A 17,651-nucleotide genomic window follows, 5' to 3' on the forward strand; every position below is an offset into this window, starting at 1 on the left:
AAATTATCCTTGATTAATTAACTTAAGTTTTCGTAAAGCTTTTGTAAGTAAATTTGGTACTGGAGCATCATTATAACTCTTAGGAGGATTTTTAAAGACTGGACGCTTCTCTGGTTCGTGTAGGTAACGATAATAGAGAAATAAATCTCGATAGGGAAACTCAATATTTTCTCCAGCACAGACTGCTTGATTGATATTAGGAGGAATACCAATGTAATGGAGGTAAGTTAGTCGATTACCTTTGTCATAGAGAATATTTTCTCGTTCCTCGAAGTGCTTTGATGTGGCAGAACATCCTGTTTTTTGATTATCTGGCAGTTGCCGAGCAAAGTTATAAATAGAAAGATTAGACCTCATTACCATGTAGTTGATCAGTGGTTGTTCACCAGCACCTTCATACAAAAGTTCCGCCTCACCATTTTGTAAATTGGATATCAGCCAATCTCTTTGTTCTGAGTTAAATATTCCCTGTTTTGCGCCATAGAAGCCTGAGCAAAATATTTCGGAATCAATGCGTTTTTGCTCGAAAACTTCTAGTAATTTGGGGGATTTAATATTATATATTTTACTAACGTCTTTAAATTGGAAATCGTAGACAACGAAATCATAACTATCTAGCTTTTCAAACACTGCCGCGAGTGAGTTCATTACCAAGGTGTCTGCATCTAAATAGATAAACTTATCAAAAGGGCCATCAAAAGCGCAAAAACGACGGTGAGCGCCATAAAGACGGGATTTACTACGATTCAATCGTTCCGGCGCTGCTGTGAGCATAAATTGATCCCAGCGATTGATTGATTCTTGATTATCGTAAAGAAATACATTAGGGCGTTTAGCTATTTCATCAGCAATTCGCTGTGTTTGATCATCGAAAGGATAGATACAAACAGGAGTTTCTGAGCCTAAGATAACATCAATACTGTTGAGCAAAGCCACCAGCTGATCGAAAACATAATCATTGCCAAGGGTACAAATACCATTCATAATTTATGAGTGTTGATCAACAAAGTTTGACAACCAGTTAAGCAGGTTTAATTTGTGTAAAATGATTTGGCGTGCTTCTGCGATCGCATCTTTGGCAGCATACCAAGCATCAGGTGTAGCTGTCACTTCTTGGATGTAGGCAATACCTTTTTCATCTAAACTTGGCAACCGCAAAAAACTACCCGGTGGCAATAATTTATCAGCAGCTGGCCCACCATAGTAAATTGGCAGACACCAAGCAAGCAAACTATCCCAAAGTTTCTCACTCACATACCAATTATTATCAGCATAATTTTCAATTGCCAGATTGTAATAGTATGGTGCCATGCCATACCACTTATTACCCAGTTCTCCCGACTTTTTCGCCCATTCTGGTAAGTTACGCCCATACAAATCAAACTTAATGCCACTAGATTGTAGTGACTGCAAAAAGTCTAAACGCTGGCGATGATTAACTGTGCGGCTAATTCCTGAAGTAATCCAACTACATGGGGCAACCTTTTGGGGAGGTGGCATTTCATTTAAATCTTGAAATGAATTTGAGTGATACCAAATAGCAGGCATATAGTCGGGAGTCGGGGCAAAATCATCGGGGCCAGAAATGTAGCCGGAATACTTCTGTGCTTGTTGATAATTCTGATTAGTTATTTCTACAATTTCATCTAAAGGCGGTTCTCGTAGTAAATAAATAATCCGCTCTTTACTCACACCACGCAATAGAGAATTAACATTTACTACTGGTTTTTGCTGGCGTTTGGGAAAACTATCTAACCAAGATTTTTGCGTCGATGCTTGGGGAAAATCAAATTGATACATCAGCATAAAATCTGGTTTTGCTGCTAGTGCCTGCATTTGTATATTGCCCCAAGTTCCAAATTGATGCGGGGTTTGTTGCCATAGCCAATCGGCTCTGGTTTCTAAACCTCGATAGCTGCTAATCATTCCTACAGTTTTAATAGTCATTTTAGTTATTATTTGTCATGAGTGATTTTCCTTACACAATAAGTTGGGGCAGCAGAGATTCATCAACATAACTAAGAATTTTTGCCGCCCGATTTTCCCAAGAAAACTGCTTGACAAACTCGATACTATCTGGATAACCTTCTATCTTTCTGGGATGAGTTTCTAAAACCTGCTTTAAACTTTCGGCAAATTTGTTGGAGTTATCTGGCTCACACCAAGCAGCGATCGCTTGAGTATCTTGAAACTCAACTAATGATGGAATTTCTGTCGAGACAATGGGAGTTCCAGAGGCGAAGTAGTCAAACAGCTTTAAGGGAGATGTGAAAGTTGCCGCTTTTCCTGAACAATGAGGGTGAGCTAAAACATCGGCTGCTTGTAGCAAAGATGCTAACTCATTATGGAAGACATAGCCCAAAAATTTAATATTATAAATCTGCTTTTCTTTTACCAATTGCTGATAGAATTCGACTTCTGTTGGCTTACCACCTGCACAGGCAAATTGCACATTAGGCATTTCATTAGCCACATCAATTAGTACATCAATACCTTTAAATTGCTGTAATGCTCCCGCGTAAACTACCAATTTTTGGCTTTCGTCTCGCAATAGTTTTTGACGCCATTCTGCCGCTTTTTCTGGTTGTCTCTGCATAAACAAGCGATTAAAACCATTGTGCAGGTTAATTACTTTTTCTGGTGGCATCCCATTTTTAATCATGCTTTCGCGGATGGTGTCTACAACCGTGACAGCAATTTGCAATAGCGGATTTGTGACAATTTCTGGCTCAAATGGCTTGTCTTCGTGGTGGTGGTGTTCATAAATTGCGGGAACGCCATTTTTAATGGCAGCTTTTACAAAATTCCAGTTGCGACTGTGGACAAGTTTAGTAGTTGGAAGAATATGAAATGGTAAATAATACTTGCTCGCAATGGTGTTAGAGTCAGTAAATTTGCTCCGAAAATGGTCAATTGGCCAAGGCATCGGTAAGGGAGCAACTTTTAATTTGTCATGAAGGTTATAATATTTAATAAGTTCTGTTGGTGTTTGTCTCGGTTGAAAAGGACGAGCTAGATTAGCTAGGTTAATCGCTTTTGCTCCTTTCTCAGGGTATACCAAAACTGTTGAGTATCCTAAGTTGGCAGCGCCATTAGCTGCATTTGTAGACTGCACTAGATGAGCTTCTGGCTGGGGTAACTCTTCACCAATAAAAAAAATGTAGTGTTTTTTTAAAGTAGGATCTTTCATAACTTTAGACATTAATACTATTCTCAAATTTTTCTAAATTATCGAGCAGATATATAGCAGATTCATAACTTTCAGTAATTAATCCATTTTGTTCTTCTACGGTGTATATCAAATTATCAGCTAGAGAGCGGAGAGAGCTAAGGATGAGGTTAAGATAAGTCCGAAACTCAACGGCGAGATGATTAAAGGTTTGATAATGCTTACTGATAACATTTTGATTTTGGTCAGAAATTGAAAGAATCTGCCCCTTGATTTGTAAGTTAATAACATCCTCAAAAACATCAATGGTGTTGAGAATTCTCCAAGCGGATTTATAAGAATCTTCAATTAATTCGTGCCGTTCTTGGGAATCGTCTACCAAATCATCTAGTAATAAATGTAGGAACCCAATCATCGAGTTCAACTGCGTCCGAATTTCGTGAGAGATGCGGAGCAAGCTTTGATTGTGTTTGGTAGCAGTTTCAGGACGTTCTGCAAATTGCATTGAGTACAAACGTAAGTAGTAACCACCCTTTTGTAAAAGTTCTTCATGGGTTCCCACCTCTACCACCTGCCCTTGATCTAACACGGCTATTTGATTGGCTTTTTGGACTGTGGAAAGGCGGTGAGCAATTACTAGGGTAGTGCGATCGCGACTCAAATCATCGAGTGCAGCTTGTACTAAGCGTTCGGAAACGGTATCTAAAGCGCTGGTGGCTTCATCTAAAATCAGAATTTCGGGATTTTGGAGGAGGGCGCGGGCGATCGCTAATCTTTGCCTTTGTCCACCAGACAACATCACACCGCGATCGCCAATCAAGCTGTCAAATTCCTGAGGCAATTTGCTAATAAACTCATAGGCATTTGCCCGCTTGGCCGCTGTAATAATTTCGTCCTCAGTAGCTTCTTGTCGCCCATAGGCGATGTTATTTCGCACCGAGTCATTAAAAAGAAAGGTATCTTGACTGACAATTCCCATTCGCTTTCGCAGGGATATCACATCGAACTCCCGCAAATCGGTGCCGTCAATGGTAATACTGCCAGCGATCGGGTCATAGAATCTGGGCAAGAGGTCTGCCAAAGTGGATTTACCAGCACCAGAACCGCCTACCAACGCTAAAGTTGTGCCATGTGGTAAATATAAATTCACATCTTTGAGTACCAACTTCTCATGACCAGGGTAGGCAAAGCAAAGAGAATTAAAAGACACTCCCTCTTGTAATTTTGTGTAGGGAAGCTTACCTTTGCCCATGAACGGCTTCTCGTGCAGGCTTAAAAACTCATTCGTCACATCCACACTAGCCGCCATACTGGCAAAGTTGCTGCGAATAGTATTTAGCTGAGAAATCAATGGTAGCAATCGCAGTAGCACTAATAAATATGTCAGGAGTACGGTGGAAAGAGAAGAAACCTGATCAGCAAAGAAGGTTTTGCTCAAAAGTACAATCAGCAGTAAAGCTGTAATACCCATCACCTCACTCAGAGGTGTAATCACTTCCGAATTAACCTGAGATTGGAAATCTGCTAATTCGCGATCGCGAATTAATTTTTTAATCCGTTGATATTCTTTTTCTTCATTTCCCGTCGCCTTTACCAACCGAATTCCGTTTAGGGTTTCCAGTACAGAGATTGAGTATGCTCTAGACATCTCACTAAGCTGCTTCCCAAAATTTTTAGACCGGGAAATCGCATACTGATTTATTAACGTCACCAACGACAGCAAAAGCGTAGCAGCAATTGTCAACTGCCAAGAAATTGACAGCAATAAACCGACAAAAACTAAAATTGTGATTCCCAGGATAACTAACTTGACTGTACTACCTATAGCACTTGCAGCCCGGCCAATTTCTCCACCAAGACTGTTGATTAAATCACCAACCTTCGTCTTGGCATAATAATCTAGATCAATTTCTAGTAATAGCCTTAACCCGGTTTCGCGCATATCCGATGTTAGCTTTCGGGTTAAAGAACTCGATGCTAAGGAACTGGCATAAGTAGCTAAGTTCTTTAAAAGAATTGTGAATATAATCGCCCCAGCCATTACCCCTATACGGTAAGGCTCTGGAGTACTATCAAAGGGAGATATCAACCTTTTCAGGATGGGAGGAGCTGTACTTAAATCTACTTCTTGCCCCACAATTTTTAAAACCACTGGCACAATTAAAGCTGTGCTGATCCCATTAAATAAAGCTCCAGAAAATCCTAACAATATTGTCAGCAGAATCAAACCTGGATAGGGTTTAGCGAATCTTAGTAGTAGTTTTCTGGTAGACATTGGGTATTTTTATGCAACTTTTACTTATTAATATTATTCACAAATTACTTGCCAAAGAAAGCTAATCATCAAATAAATCAAACTAAATAATCTTCATGTCTCAACTCCGTTAAAATATAGTTACACCGCGACAACACCAGCTTCTAGATATTTTGCCAGATAGAATAGCAGAACTGTTTTAGCACAATCAGAGGATGAAAATCTTTTTTTCAATGCCCAATACCCAATGCCCCATGCCCCATGCCCTATAAATATTCACAACCGAGCAATTACCGACTTAAGCACAGAAGCCATAGCCTCTATGCTATAGTGTTCCACACATCTTTCCCTGGCCTTGATACCTTGCTGGTTCGCTGACTCTAAATTCTGAAAAATCAATTGAATTTGTTCAGCAATCTGTTCAGGACAAGCAGGCTCGACTAAATAACCAGTATCACCTAAAATTTTGGGAATATCTCCAACGCGCGTTGATAATACAGGTTTAGCCATTGCCATTCCATCTGTCAACTTCAGGGGAAATTGAGCGCGAGTTTCTGGGGTATCTCGCTGGGGAACGACTACAATGTGAGCCGCTGCGACCAAATCAGGCATAATATCACTGGGATACTTTGGTAATTTGATAATCCAGCGTCCCCACTTTTGTTGAAGTTGCTGATCATAATCATCATAAGGACTGCCACCTACAATCACTAGTCTTAAGTCTGGCTGATTAATTTTATCGAGCGCTATAAGAACATCTTCTAGACCTTTATACGGTCTTGGCGCACCAGGAAACATTAAAATACGATATTCAGATAAACCATAACGGCTTCTACTAGACTCAGCATCATATTGAGTGGGGTCAAATAAAGAGGTATCCTTGCCATTGGGAACAAATGTACCGCCAAAACGTTGGTGCAAAAATTCAGTATGTACTGTAACTGCATTAGCTTGATTTACCAAAGCTTCCATCCATTTCAAGTACAAAGGATGATTAGGTAATCTCAAAACACCGTCTTTTTTAAGTAAGTCTTTTGCTAGTTGTTTGAGTGTGGGACGATATTGCCATTCATCACCGCCATACCAGCTAAGTTCCCAATCATCAATGTCTAAAATTACTGCCCGGCGAGTGTATAGTTTCTTTAGAAGTGCAACTCCAAAACTTGCTGGTTGAGGCTTAATTGCATAAATAATATCTCCATCAATATGTTTTAAAATTTTCCCTACGGATTTAAAAAAGCTTGGATAATTAGTACCTTCTACAGCATATACTTCAGAACCTAAGGGAATCGCTCCGTACAACTCATTACCAAATAAGAAGCCCAAAATTTCTACTTCGTATCCCAACTGAGTCAACGCTGCTTTTAACAAAGAAGCACGAATGAAACCATCATTAGTAGATAAATTCCAGACAAGCAACGATACCTTTAATCTATCTTTCATAAATGCTAATTGACCTACTTATGAATGCATCATTTTTTACGCCAGGGATTTGTAACTTGATTTGGTAAAAAAACTTGAGCGAATCTGTCAAAAGCCCTTGTATATAAGGAACGAGTAATGTTTTTAGCATACTGAGGTCGATAAGGATAGGTACAGTGAAGAACTTTAATTTTATCTTGAATATCATAATCCTCTTCCCACTTACTAAGATAATTATAGGTAGGTGGTAGGATTTTTTTATGAGGGCGTACAGATGCGATCGCAGATGCAAAAGCCCCTTGGTCTTTTAAAAGTAATTTATCTTGGTTATTTTTGACAATCTCAAAATAAAGTTTAAATTCTTCAAAGAATACCTTCGTTACTTCTGTTTTCCGAAAAGCGATAAAACCACCATTATACTGCACACTATCTGCTTGCAACGGTAACCCTACAGATTGCAGAATTGGCAAAACATTTGGTAAAAGGTCTTCTTGCTTTCCACGCAGTAAATTCGTAGCTTTCAGAATAGAAGGTTGCACATCTTCAGTTAACAGAAAATCATATTCATCCAAATACTCAAATACTTCGTTGATATCGGAAAGTAAGCAAATATCTGAATCTAAGTAAATCGTTTTATCAAATTCCGAGGCTGCATATAGAGCCAGTTTTGCTTGTCGTGATGCTAAAACAGTATTTTCATTTGCAGGAGCCGGCTTTAAAATGACATTTTTGAAAGCCTTCAGAAAAGGATAGAGTACTGTTGGAACTTGGTCAATTAAAATAATGATTGGCTCTTGATGAAACTTTCTAATCGCCGCTAAAAAGTGAATGCAGTCTTGAAAAGAGTAAAGACCAGTTAGAATTGTAATAAATCCTCTAGTTTCTGTTGACATAAATTAAATTAACAATTGTTGTTTAGTTTGGAAGTTAGATATTTATTTTCAGAAAATCTTACTCTAGTTTTAGTTATAGCCAAATCCAATAGAGTAGAGATAAGCAAATAGGACTTACGCACATTCTAAGAATTCTCGGCGCTATTGGCGTCTTGGCGTTCGATAAATTAAGCTTTTTAGCAATTTTTGCGTAAGTCCTGGCAAAATATGAACTTAACGATTTATTATTTTTAATAAAAAAAATAATAAAATAAATCTAACTTTGTATTTGTAGCTATTCCCAGAGAAATTTCACTGATAAATTCATCTGGAGTTGACTTATTTTCAGTATAATTACCGTGTAAGCACGGTTGTATAATATCATAGTTAATATTCCACCATAGCGCTAATGAACAAAGTATAAAAAGTTGAGATAGCTTGTGCAGGTAGCACTATTATTCACTGGAATGTAGGATTGCTACTCAATACCAAACATTTATGTTGTAAGGGAGGCAAAGGTAATGCAGGTAATCCGTCTGGAAGCACTCTCAGACAACTACATATTCTTGTTACACGACTACAAACAAAATATCGCCGCTGTTGTCGATCCAGCGGAGTCTCAACCAGTATTAAAGAAACTGGCAGAATTAAAAGCTGAGTTGGTAGCAATTTTCAACACGCACCACCATAACGATCATGTGGGTGGTAATAAGCAATTAATCGAACAATTCCCCCAACTGATAGTTTATGGAGGAGCCGAGGATCGTGGTAGAATTCCCGGACAGCAGGTGTTTTTGCAACAAGGCGATCGCGTCCAGTTTGCAGACCGCATAGCTGAAGTTATCTTCGTTCCCGGACATACCCGCGCTCACATCGTTTACTACTTTCCCCCCGAAAAAGCTGGTGAGACAGGCGATTTATTTTGCGGCGATACCTTATTTTCTGGCGGTTGCGGTCGCTTGTTTGAAGGAACACCGACCCAAATGGTGGACTCTTTAAGCAAACTGCGATCGCTACCCGATGATACACGCGTCTGGTGTGCCCACGAATACACCTTAAAAAATCTGCAATTTGCCTTAACTGTGGATAGCGACAACGCCGACTTACAAAGACGCTTCAATGAAGTGAAAGCTTACCGTAGTCGAGGAGAAGCTACCATACCCTCGCTGCTGGGAGTGGAGAAGCGAACCAATCCCTTTTTACGTTGGGATCAGCCATCATTACAATCAACCGTTAAGAGTAGCGATGGAGTGCAAACCTTTGCGCGGATACGGGAAATGAGAAATAACTTTTAGGTATGGGGCATGGGGCATGGGGCATGGGGCATTGGACATTAGGCATTGGGCATTGGAAAAGAGGAGGTAGGAGTTCTTCAATTTTGAATTTTGAATTTTGAATTTTGAATTTTGAATTTTGAATTGATTTCTCCCCACTCCCCGCATTCCTTGAATTTTCTAGCGCTAATAGTTGCGATCGCACCCTTCCTTTCGCTAGGATCTGTAAGCTTTAGGGTATTAGGCCAAGAAGCTTGGAATACAGCAGTGACATTGTGAGCTATGCTGCCCAAACCCAAATTAATCAGATTTTACAGGAAAAACGAAAAACGATGGCGAAACGTGTGCAGTTAGTTTTAAATCAGGATATCAGCAAGCTGGGAAAATCTGGCGACTTAGTGGAAGTAGCTCCTGGCTACGCTCGGAACTATCTGATTCCCCAGAAATTGGCAACTAATGCCACTCCTGGTATTCTCAAGCAAGTAGAACGCCGTCGCGAGCAAGAGCGTCAACGGCAATTAGAACTCAGACAACAAGCTCTTGAGCAAAAAGAATCTTTAGAAAAAGTTGGCAGCTTGACAATTGCCAAGCCAGTTGGTGAAAACGAAGCAATTTTCGGTACTATCACCACCCAAGATGTTGCAGATGCAATTAAGGCAGCTACCGGTCAAGAAATCGATCGGCGCGGTATTACTATCCCCGATATTAACCACCTTGGTACTTATCAAGCTGAAATTAAGCTGCATTCTGAAGTAGCGGCGCAAGTCGATATTCAAGTAGTCGCTAGCTAACTCAGGAGGGGACGCGGAGATGAGGGGGATGAGGGGGATAAGGGAGCAAGGGAAGTAAAGGTGAATAATAACTCCTAACTCCTGTACAGACGCGATTAATCGCGTCTCGAATCCTACACAGACGCGATTAATCGCGTCTCTAGCAAAATATCAAAACTAAAATCGTTTATGGCTGAAGAACGGAGTTTTCAAGGCGATGGTAGCGATGCCTACGGCGGTAAACTACGCCTCCCACCACAAAATATTGAGGCGGAAGAAGCGATTTTGGGGGGTATTTTGCTAGATCCAGAAGCGATTAGTCGAGTTAGCGATCGCCTCCTTCCAGAAGCTTTTTACATTAGCGCTCACAAAGATATTTATCAAGCATCTGTGAGGCTCCATGCTCAAGGTAAAGCCACAGACTTGCTATCGGTAACAAGTTGGCTGACTGACCATGATATCCTTGCCCGTATTGGTGGCAGAAATAAATTAGCAACTCTGGTAGACCGTACAGTGTCAGCAGTTAACATCGATGCCTTAGCAGGGTTAGTGATGGACAAATATCTGCGGCGGCGCTTAATTAAAGCTGGCAATGAAATTGTACATCTTGGTTACGAGACAGAAACTGAATTACCACAGGTTTTAGATCAGGCAGAACAGAAAGTATTCGGCGTTACTCAAGAACGTCCCCAATCGGGTTTAGTTCACATTTCTGATACTCTAATTAATAATTTCCAGGATATTGAGGATCGAAATCAAGGCATTGCCTTACCTGGGATTCCCTGCGGATTTTACGATTTAGATGCCATGACCAGCGGCTTTCAGCGTTCTGATTTGATTATTGTCGCTGGTAGGCCATCAATGGGGAAATGCCTAAGCTTTGATTCAGAAATTGTCCTTGGAGATGGACAGATTGCCACAATCGAAGAATTGTATAACCAACGTCATGGCTCATTATTGACGTTAAACAACGACTGGAAATTTATCCTTACCCAACCGTCTGCATTTGTAGATGATGGTATCAAGCCAGTTTTTCGTGTCACTACTCGCTTGGGTCGTTCGATTGAAACCACAATCACTCATCCCTATTTAACTATTAGAGGCTGGCAAAGATTAGAACATTTGAAAGTGGGTGATAAAATTGCTGTCCCGCGAAAAATAGATGTATTTGGTACAAAAACCATCCGTGAGTGCGAAGTCAAGTTATTAGCTTATTTAATTGGCGATGGCGGATTAACTAACTGCACTCCACGATTTACAAATGCGAATCCATTACTGCAAGCCGATTTTTTGCAAGCAGTTGCGGATTTTGGTGGTTTAAAAGGGCGTTGGGAAACTTCTCAAGGAAAACGCACACCATCACTTTGTGTTCGAGGAGATTTAGAATTTATTGCTATTCAAAGACAGATTTTTGCTGAAAGTTTTAAACTAGCGATTCAATCGCAGTCATTGACAGGAAAAGAAATAAGTCAATTAGTGGGAGTCAGCCCTACTTTACTTTGCGCTTGGAAGCAAGGAGAGTGTGTACCAAATTTAGAAACTTTTGAGCTATTATGCGAAATTTTACAATTAGAGTCAGAAGAGTTTGTCTCTCATGGTATGAAGAGCATGAGCAAATCTCGGAAAAATTCTCTGACACTTTGGTTAGAAGAATTAGGTTTGTGGGGCAAAGATGCTCATTCTAAAACTATCCCAAACATCGTTTTTAAATTAGAGCGATCGCAAATAGCCTTATTCCTTAATCGAGTATGGGCTACAGATGGATGGGCTACGCTGCTTACTAGCGGCCAATCACAGTTAGGGTATGGAACAGTCAGCCATAAATTAGCAAGGCAAATCCAACATCTTTTATTAAGATTTGGTATCATCGCCTCTCTTAGAAAGCGGTCTGTCAAGTATAACAACACCCGCAGAACAGCGTGGCAATTAGATATTACTGATGCCTTATCTATCAAAACTTTTATCGCAGAAATAGGTATCTTTAGTAAAGAAGAAGCAATAGCAAAAGTTGCAGATGCAATATCTCAAAAGAGATATCAAACTAATTGTGACTTGATACCTGTAGATATTTGGGAACAAATAGCAGCAGCAAAAGGGAATGAAACTTGGAGTAGTTTAGCTAGAATTGCAGGGATTCAAGGGCCAACGAATATGCATGTTGGTAAACGTGCCTTAAAGCGGGAAAGACTTTGGATACTAGCCACAGCTTTAGATAATTTACCACTTCAACAGTTAGCAACCAGTGATGTTTATTGGGATGAAATAGTTGCGATTGAGTCGGTGGGTAACAAGCAAGTTTATGACTTAACAATTCCAGAAACACACAATTTTGTTGCAAATGATATTTGTGTTCACAATACAGCATTTTGCTTAAACCTAGCTCATAACATCGCCGCTTCTTATAAATTACCAGTTGCTATTTTCAGCTTGGAAATGTCAAAAGAGCAACTGACGCAACGGTTATTAGCTAGCGAAGCGCAAATTGAAAGTAGTTATCTGCGGACTGGCCGCCTCAGTCAAACACAATGGGAACCTTTAAGCCGTGCTATTGGTATCCTTTCCGAGATACCGATTTATATTGACGACACGCCGAATATTACCTGTACTCAAATACGTAGTCAGGCAAGAAGACTGCAAGCTGAACTTGGTACTGAATTAGGATTAATTGTAATAGATTACTTGCAATTGATGGAAGGAGCAGGCGATAATCGCGTACAAGAATTATCAAAAATTACGCGTCAACTCAAAGGTTTAGCGCGTGAATTATCTGTACCAATTATTGCTTTATCTCAGTTGAGTCGAGGGGTGGAAGCACGCACTAACAAGCGTCCGATGTTATCAGATTTGAGAGAATCTGGTTCGATCGAACAAGACGCAGATTTAGTAATAATGTTGTACCGCGATGAATATTACTCGCCCGATACTCCCGATCGCGGCATTGCTGAAGTGATTATAGCTAAACATCGCAACGGGCCTACAGGTACTGCGAAACTTTTGTTCAATCCACAATTTACAAAGTTTCAAAATTTAAAAATTTAGCAATTGAATTGGGGATTGGGATTGGGAACTGAGGATCGGGAGAAGCCAATGCCCCATGTCCAATGCCCAATGCCCCAATTCCTATTTAACTCCCAGCAATTCCACTTCAAAAATTAGAGTGGCATTGGGTGGAATCACGCCACCAGCACCACGAGCGCCATAGCCTAAGTCTGGGGGGATGATTAACTTACGAAGACCGCCTACTTTCATGGTGATAACTCCTTCATCCCAACCTTTGATTACCTGTCCAACGCTAATTTTAAAGCTGAATGGTTGACCGCGATCGCGTGAACTATCAAACTTAGTACCATCTTCTAAAGTACCGACATAGTGAACTTCAACCGTTTGTCCAGGTTGAGGAGTCGCCCCAGTCCCCTCTTTTAACTCGACATACTTTAATCCTGAGGGGGTAGTTACGACATTAGCATCAGACATAGTATTGCTCGCAATTAGAGTATTATTTTCAGTTACAGTTGTGGGCGCTGGCGGCGTTTGGGTTAACTGGGCAGCAATGGCAGTATTCTGTTTACTGCCTACTTGCCCCACAACTAATAGCACAACACACACCAGCATGAACGCCACGCTGAGGAAAATTGGTTTCAAAATCAGTTCTCCTTACTTAGGTATCCTGGCAAAAACATTACCAACAGGACACAATTAGTTTAAATCAGAAAGGGCATTCTAACGCCAAAGCTTATTTTCCATATCGCGCACTTGACGCTCTAAACGGTCAATTCTACCCCGCAGTTCGTCCACTTCCGACTGGCGAGCTACCCCCAAATCCTGCATCATATTTCGCATTTGCCGTTGCATTTGGACATCGAAGTTTCCCTGTTCCGACTTTAACTGCTGGGCAATATCATCTATTACCGCCTTGGCTTGCTCAGGATTGAGCTTACCGTCTTTAACTAAATCATCGCCGACTTGTCGCAGTTTTTCTGCTACTAAAGAGGTTGTGCCAAGACCCACCATCATTAGCTGTTGCAACCAGTTGTTGTTGTCCATACTCCCTTCCTCTTACTTATTAACCAGCCGACCCTTGCTCCTGAGTGTAGGCAATCAAGCTATGCTGAAAGCGTAGTTATTCTAGCCTACAGCTCTATTTTGGCAAATTAGCAAGCAGAGGGTTCAAAGGGCGTGGTTATAGAAATCCTCAAGTTTAAGGTTGCCCCGAATTTACGCGAAGATTTTATCCAGAAGGACGCACAAACTTGGACAACAGCGCTGCCTGAGTATCCTGGATTTCTTAGTAAAGAGGTTTAGATCAGCTCTAATGAACCACACAGAAGTTATCTCATTGGGCTACGCTGGAGCAGTGAAAAGCCTACCCCAAGCAGATTTGCAGACTATTGAAGACAAATTCATTCCAGCACTGGGAGAATCCGATTCAATAGTGGAGTCAGCAAAGTATCAAGTACGGAAATTCCCCATTTGTAGGTGAAAGATTACTCTCAACTCGTAGGGATGCATAGCTGTGCGTTGGTGTCTCCATTTTTCAAAGTAGGGAAAAGTTAAATTTATGCACGCCATTTCTGAAAGGCTATCTCGTAATCCTCTGTTTTAGTCTGATAAACACTCCACCAATGAAAAAATAGTCCTAACCCCCATCCTAATACTGGGAAGATAGCCCAAAAATAACTAGGACTAGTGATTAAATTCAAGAGAATGAGGAATAAATTCACCGCTAGGAAGGAAACAAAGTGTGCCCAAAAGGCTCTGCGTCGAAAAGTATTAAATGTGCGTCGCGAACCTTCCTCTTCTTGTTGAGCTAACCACTTTTGTTCAGTTGTTTCCAGAATATTAGAAGAAATACCTAAATCAGATGCCATTTCTACAAGCTGTTCTCGTGAAAATTCACCTTCCTGTTTACGAGTGAGTGCTATTTGAAGGATTTGTTGCACATCTTCGGAATCGTAAGTCATTTTAATTACCTTATAAGTTTGTGTGTAAATGCGCTTTTGATTTCACGAAATTTTCGATAGGCTTCGTTCAATTCAGTTAGCGAATGCCTCCACATTTTGCACCCAATACTTAGTGATATTCACAACCTTATTATTTTCTCACAAGCGATTTAGGGCTACTGTATTTGTCAATACCTCTATATTGCTTTTATGACAATGCCCTAAGCTCGACTTTATCCATTTTCGCAAACCGTGATTCCCCAAAGGAGCATGACGAAAGCAAGCGATCGTAAAACAGGGTGGGTTCTCCCTGGAAATGCGATCAACTAGGCTCTGCCTCCCGTCAAACCAGGAGGCAGAGCCGGACACAAGAGCATTACAAGGCTAGAGCCTTGTAACGAAAGGTAATTCACAGTTGGTTGTCTCTGTCAATGCGTAAGTCCTAAATTCTTTAATCCCAAATCTAAAATTAAATGACAGAGCCAATGACTTGATTGCTCTTTTCAATCTAAAATCTAAAATCTAAAATCCAAAATTGTCTGACACGCATGACAGATGTACGCCCCTAACTAGGTATCTGTACCAGGTATTTCATGAAATGGTATAACACCAAGGGTATTGAGTTCTAAGGCACCTCAATGGGAATCAAAGCATTTTCTGGCAAATAGTTGCAAAAACGCCCTTCATCTGCAAGCACTAAAATCAGGCGCAGGGGATAATCTGGGGGAACTTGCAAGTCTGCCCACGGTACTGCCAACTCTAAACAACTATTTATTGCTACTTGAGCGCGACTGAAACGGGGATGCCATTGATGATTGTCTCCAGCTTCCCGAAACTGAATCGATTGCGTCAACAAGTTAACTTCCAGAAGATGGTGGAAAAGGTAATTAAGTGGGGCTGCATCTGGTACATCTGCCAAGGGAACTGGGCTGTTGACCATTGTTTTTTCTGGATAAAACCACAGCAAATTCAATTCTGCTGGCAAATCTCGCCCTGGTGCAGCGCCACTTTTAAAGTCCAGCCGCAAATAGAAATTCAGGTGATCCACCCCATACCAAAGTCGCTGGATGACACTGCTATTGTGCATTGTCCCTCGCGCCCCACCTATTTCTATGCGTCCAGCTTTGTCCCAATCTTGTTCATCACCTTTACCATCGATGATGGGATGAATAAACCCTTGTGGGGTGTGGTTTGTCTGTGCTGCATGGTTTTCCACTGGTTGCTTGAGATAGGGCGGTACAGGTTCATTTAATGCCTTGTAAATACCAAACAAGTGTTCTCGAAACAATCGGTCAAAGATGGCATCCTGATTTGAAGAGTGTCCTGCACCAAACCACCAAAACCAGTCGGAACCCTCTGCGGCATACAATGCTTCCCACGCTTCTGGATTGTTTTCTTCCGTCGCTTCGGGATGACTTGCAAGCATAATCCTGGCTGCTGTCAGATAATCCCAAGCACGATTTTTGGCGGGATCGCCGATCCAAGTGGTGAAGTTGCCATCCACCCAAGAACCACTATGTAGTTGCTCTCCGGGAATGGTGGCTGTAGCTGGAAATTCTTCAATAAATTCGGAGACGGTGACGAGTTTGAGGTGGGGTTCATCGCTTAAGCTTTGATACAAAGCTTCTAGAAAGGGTTTGCCGTCTTGGGGATAAAATTCCCAGCAATTCTCCCCATCCAAGGCAATGGTAACTAGCCAAGGTTGTTCACTTTGACTGTCTCTTTGCATTTTAGCGATCGCTTGCAAATGTCCTACTAAATCCGCTGCTGCCTGTTTTGCTGGCATTGCACTATAAGTAAAGCCAATCAAATCTGATAATCTGTGGTCACGAAACACAATTGACAAATCACCCTCTGCTGTTTGCAGGCGATAGGGTTGGTACAACAATTCTGGTTGCTGCACATTCCCCGCCCCATCCCGATGGAAAAAGTGTTTCAGCGTCCACCCTAAGACGGCTTCATCTGAGCATATCCACTTAAATCCTTGGTTAATAATGTGTGGAAGTACCGCCGGACTTACTGACTGTTCCGAAGGCCACAAACCACGAGGTATCTGTCCAAAGCGTTCTTTATAAAAGTCCCAAGCTTTTCGCAAGTGGCGGGGAATATCTTCTGCCCACTGAAATTGCTGGTTAGGTAGTGTCATATTGGGCACAGCTACCCGACCGGAGTTAGTATCAGCTAGCAAGGGTAAAATCGGGTGGGTGTAAGGCGTGGTGGTAACTTCTAGCTGCCCCGCCTCCTGCATTTTTCGATGTTGGGGGATAATGCGGCTGAGGATTTGTCGCTGTTTGGAATAAATGCGCTGGCGATCGCTTAAAGTAAAATTCCGACCCTGTTTTAACCAAGCAGCAATTTCCGGGTCATCCCAAAACAACGGATCGATCCAAGCCAAATTGTGCCAAGCTAGCAAATCACCATAATCTGGCAATTCCCAATTTGCCAAACACCAAGCTTGCCCTTTTTCCTGCCTTTGCTGGTACAACTGGGCATAGCGGGGATGAGGATCAATCAGGGTATGGTGATTGGCATCGAAAAAGTGTTGGATAATGAATTCGCGCTGTTGCTGGTTGAGTTGTTCATCTGGTGTCAAGCTGGCTGTGAGGTAAGGGTCAAAAGCAGTGCCAGCAATATAATCTTCAAGTTGCAATATCAGCGATGGAACTAAATTCACCGTTTGGTGTAACTTAGGATACCGCTCTAAGAGCAATACCAAATCCAAATAATCTTTAGTCCCATGCAAACGTACCCAAGGTAGACGGTACTGCTGACTAGGAGATAGAGAAACGCCGCTGCCAGGAGATTTGTACAGCGGCTGATGTTGATGCCAGATAAAAGCGATGTAGAGAGGATGGGACATAGTGAGTAATTAGGGGTTAGGAATTGGGGATTAGAAATTAGGGATTAGGTATTAATGATAAATTATGAATCAAAAAATCCATTCTTCCCC

Annotated in this window: 15 protein-coding genes; 5 read left to right on the forward strand and 10 right to left on the reverse strand. The window is 41.3% G+C overall.

The genetic code is table 11. From position 1 onward, the window contains the following. Nucleotides 1-3 precede the first annotated feature (3 nt). The 6 genes from HWQ41_RS30550 to HWQ41_RS30575 all read right to left on the reverse strand — a co-directional run bounded on the left by HWQ41_RS30550 (nucleotide 4) and on the right by HWQ41_RS30575 (nucleotide 7,738). Nucleotides 4-984 carry an Npun_R2821/Npun_R2822 family protein gene (locus HWQ41_RS30550; protein WP_292771400.1) on the reverse strand — a complete coding sequence of 327 codons (981 nt, stop codon included), beginning with the start codon at nucleotides 982-984 and terminating at the stop codon, nucleotides 4-6. Between the two features lie 3 nt (nucleotides 985-987). Continuing rightward, nucleotides 988-1,947, reverse strand: coding sequence for a glycosyltransferase family 10 (locus HWQ41_RS30555; RefSeq protein ID WP_292771402.1), 960 nt, complete (start codon nucleotides 1,945-1,947; stop codon nucleotides 988-990). A gap of 31 nt (nucleotides 1,948-1,978) precedes the next feature. Beyond that, complete coding sequence (locus HWQ41_RS30560) at nucleotides 1,979-3,190, reverse strand: glycosyltransferase (RefSeq protein ID WP_292771429.1); 1,212 nt, start codon at nucleotides 3,188-3,190, stop codon at nucleotides 1,979-1,981. 4 nt (nucleotides 3,191-3,194) lie between these two features. After that, nucleotides 3,195-5,444, reverse strand: a complete 2,250-nt coding sequence (locus HWQ41_RS30565) for an ABC transporter ATP-binding protein (RefSeq protein ID WP_292771405.1) — start codon at nucleotides 5,442-5,444, stop codon at nucleotides 3,195-3,197. Between the two features lie 255 nt (nucleotides 5,445-5,699). Further along, on the reverse strand, nucleotides 5,700-6,866 hold the full coding sequence (locus HWQ41_RS30570; protein WP_292771407.1) for a glycosyltransferase family 4 protein: 1,167 nt from the start codon (nucleotides 6,864-6,866) through the stop codon (nucleotides 5,700-5,702). A 29-nt stretch (nucleotides 6,867-6,895) separates the two neighbouring features. Further along, entirely contained in the window at nucleotides 6,896-7,738 is an 843-nt protein-coding gene (locus HWQ41_RS30575) for a hypothetical protein (RefSeq protein WP_292771410.1), read from the reverse strand. Between the two features lie 500 nt (nucleotides 7,739-8,238). Here HWQ41_RS30575 and gloB point away from each other — a divergent pair, with 500 nt between their 5' ends. The 3 genes from gloB (at nucleotide 8,239) to dnaB (ending at nucleotide 12,800) form a co-directional block, all read left to right on the forward strand. Further along, the gene (gloB, locus tag HWQ41_RS30580; protein ID WP_292771413.1) at nucleotides 8,239-9,012 is read left to right on the forward strand and encodes a hydroxyacylglutathione hydrolase; all 774 of its coding nucleotides are present in this window, start codon (nucleotides 8,239-8,241) and stop codon (nucleotides 9,010-9,012) included. Nucleotides 9,013-9,323: 311 nt separating this feature from the next. Continuing rightward, nucleotides 9,324-9,782 (forward strand): 50S ribosomal protein L9, encoded by a 459-nt coding sequence (gene rplI, locus HWQ41_RS30585; RefSeq protein WP_292771432.1) that lies wholly within the window; start codon nucleotides 9,324-9,326, stop codon nucleotides 9,780-9,782. A 168-nt stretch (nucleotides 9,783-9,950) separates the two neighbouring features. Beyond that, complete coding sequence (dnaB, locus tag HWQ41_RS30590; RefSeq protein ID WP_292771415.1) at nucleotides 9,951-12,800, forward strand: replicative DNA helicase; 2,850 nt, start codon at nucleotides 9,951-9,953, stop codon at nucleotides 12,798-12,800. A gap of 81 nt (nucleotides 12,801-12,881) precedes the next feature. Here dnaB and HWQ41_RS30595 read toward each other — a convergent pair whose 3' ends face one another. Beyond that, entirely contained in the window at nucleotides 12,882-13,403 is a 522-nt protein-coding gene (locus tag HWQ41_RS30595; protein ID WP_292771418.1) for an FKBP-type peptidyl-prolyl cis-trans isomerase, read from the reverse strand. Nucleotides 13,404-13,481: 78 nt separating this feature from the next. After that, a complete protein-coding gene (locus HWQ41_RS30600) occupies nucleotides 13,482-13,805 on the reverse strand; it encodes a phasin family protein (protein WP_292771421.1) in 324 nt (107 codons plus the stop codon). Between the two features lie 132 nt (nucleotides 13,806-13,937). Here HWQ41_RS30600 and HWQ41_RS34410 point away from each other — a divergent pair, with 132 nt between their 5' ends. Then, nucleotides 13,938-14,063, forward strand: coding sequence for a TIGR03792 family protein (locus tag HWQ41_RS34410; protein ID WP_334784232.1), 126 nt, complete (start codon nucleotides 13,938-13,940; stop codon nucleotides 14,061-14,063). Between the two features lie 10 nt (nucleotides 14,064-14,073). After that, on the forward strand, nucleotides 14,074-14,241 hold the full coding sequence (locus HWQ41_RS34415) for a hypothetical protein (protein WP_366931728.1): 168 nt from the start codon (nucleotides 14,074-14,076) through the stop codon (nucleotides 14,239-14,241). 76 nt (nucleotides 14,242-14,317) lie between these two features. Here HWQ41_RS34415 and HWQ41_RS30610 read toward each other — a convergent pair whose 3' ends face one another. Next, the gene (locus HWQ41_RS30610) at nucleotides 14,318-14,722 is read right to left on the reverse strand and encodes a 2TM domain-containing protein (RefSeq protein WP_292771423.1); all 405 of its coding nucleotides are present in this window, start codon (nucleotides 14,720-14,722) and stop codon (nucleotides 14,318-14,320) included. A 604-nt stretch (nucleotides 14,723-15,326) separates the two neighbouring features. Next, a complete protein-coding gene (locus tag HWQ41_RS30615; RefSeq protein ID WP_292771426.1) occupies nucleotides 15,327-17,561 on the reverse strand; it encodes a glycoside hydrolase in 2,235 nt (744 codons plus the stop codon). Between the last annotated feature and the right edge of the window lie 90 nt (nucleotides 17,562-17,651).

Origin of the sequence: Nostoc sp. NOS(2021) (assembly GCF_017115025.1) — a bacterium.
In the GTDB taxonomy this organism is placed as follows: Bacteria; Cyanobacteriota; Cyanobacteriia; order Cyanobacteriales; family Nostocaceae; genus Nostoc.

Coding starts and splice junctions, on each gene's coding strand:
- HWQ41_RS30550 (WP_292771400.1), bottom strand. CDS start 984: ATGAATGGTATTTGTACCCTTGGCAATGATTATGTTTTCGATCAGCTG.
- HWQ41_RS30555 (WP_292771402.1), bottom strand. CDS start 1,947: ATGACTATTAAAACTGTAGGAATGATTAGCAGCTATCGAGGTTTAGAA.
- HWQ41_RS30560 (WP_292771429.1), bottom strand. CDS start 3,190: ATGAAAGATCCTACTTTAAAAAAACACTACATTTTTTTTATTGGTGAA.
- HWQ41_RS30565 (WP_292771405.1), bottom strand. CDS start 5,444: ATGTCTACCAGAAAACTACTACTAAGATTCGCTAAACCCTATCCAGGT.
- HWQ41_RS30570 (WP_292771407.1), bottom strand. CDS start 6,866: ATGAAAGATAGATTAAAGGTATCGTTGCTTGTCTGGAATTTATCTACT.
- HWQ41_RS30575 (WP_292771410.1), bottom strand. CDS start 7,738: ATGTCAACAGAAACTAGAGGATTTATTACAATTCTAACTGGTCTTTAC.
- gloB (WP_292771413.1), top strand. CDS start 8,239: ATGCAGGTAATCCGTCTGGAAGCACTCTCAGACAACTACATATTCTTG.
- rplI (WP_292771432.1), top strand. CDS start 9,324: ATGGCGAAACGTGTGCAGTTAGTTTTAAATCAGGATATCAGCAAGCTG.
- dnaB (WP_292771415.1), top strand. CDS start 9,951: ATGGCTGAAGAACGGAGTTTTCAAGGCGATGGTAGCGATGCCTACGGC.
- HWQ41_RS30600 (WP_292771421.1), bottom strand. CDS start 13,805: ATGGACAACAACAACTGGTTGCAACAGCTAATGATGGTGGGTCTTGGC.
- HWQ41_RS34415 (WP_366931728.1), top strand. CDS start 14,074: ATGAACCACACAGAAGTTATCTCATTGGGCTACGCTGGAGCAGTGAAA.
- HWQ41_RS30610 (WP_292771423.1), bottom strand. CDS start 14,722: ATGACTTACGATTCCGAAGATGTGCAACAAATCCTTCAAATAGCACTC.
- HWQ41_RS30615 (WP_292771426.1), bottom strand. CDS start 17,561: ATGTCCCATCCTCTCTACATCGCTTTTATCTGGCATCAACATCAGCCG.